The following is a 632-nucleotide window of genomic DNA, read 5'->3' as shown; positions in this document are numbered from 1 at the left end:
CCGCGCCGGCGCCTGCCGCCGCGCCGGCCGCTCCGGCACCGGCCACCGGCGCCTCCGAGTACACCGTCAAGCCGGGCGACACCCTGTCGCGCATCGCCTCGCGCACCCAGCCCGCGGGCGTGTCGCTCGATCAGATGCTGGTCGGCCTGTACCGCAGCAATCCCGACGCGTTCATCGGCCAGAACATGAACCGCCTGAAGTCGGGCGCGGTGTTGTCGGTGCCGGGCAGCGAGTCGGTCCAGTCGATCACGCCGCAGGAGGCGCGTCGCGTCATCCAGGCGCAGAGCAGCGATTTCGGCGGCTACCGCCAGCGCCTGGCCGAAGCCGCGCCGACGCTCAAGCCCGATGAGAACGCCCGCCAGGCCAAGGGCTCGGTGCAGGCGGCCGTCGAGGACCGCAAGCCGGCCACCTCGGCCACGCCCGACAAGCTGACGCTGAGCAAGCCCAGTGCCGCCACCGGCGGCGAGGCCAAGGTCTCCAAGGACACCGAGAAGAAGGATTCGGCCGCGCGCGTCGCCGAGCTGACCCGCAACGTCGAGGAGCTGAAGAAGCTCTCCGCCGCCGCGAAGCCGTCCGCGCCGACCACGGCGGCGGCTCCGGCTCCGACGCCCGCACCGGCGCCTGCTCCGACG

1 protein-coding gene is annotated in these 632 nt (G+C 73.4%); it reads left to right on the top strand.

The features are described 5' to 3' along the window. A partial coding sequence (locus CS062_RS25165; RefSeq protein WP_143742526.1) for a FimV/HubP family polar landmark protein occupies nucleotides 1–632 on the top strand: 632 nt, incomplete at both ends.

The sequence above is a fragment of the Roseateles chitinivorans genome (genome assembly GCF_002761755.1).
Taxonomy (GTDB): Bacteria; Pseudomonadota; Gammaproteobacteria; order Burkholderiales; family Burkholderiaceae_C; genus Roseateles; species Roseateles chitinivorans.
Note: the sequence above shows the minus strand (reverse complement) of the source record. Positions and strands in the feature narration are given on the sequence as shown.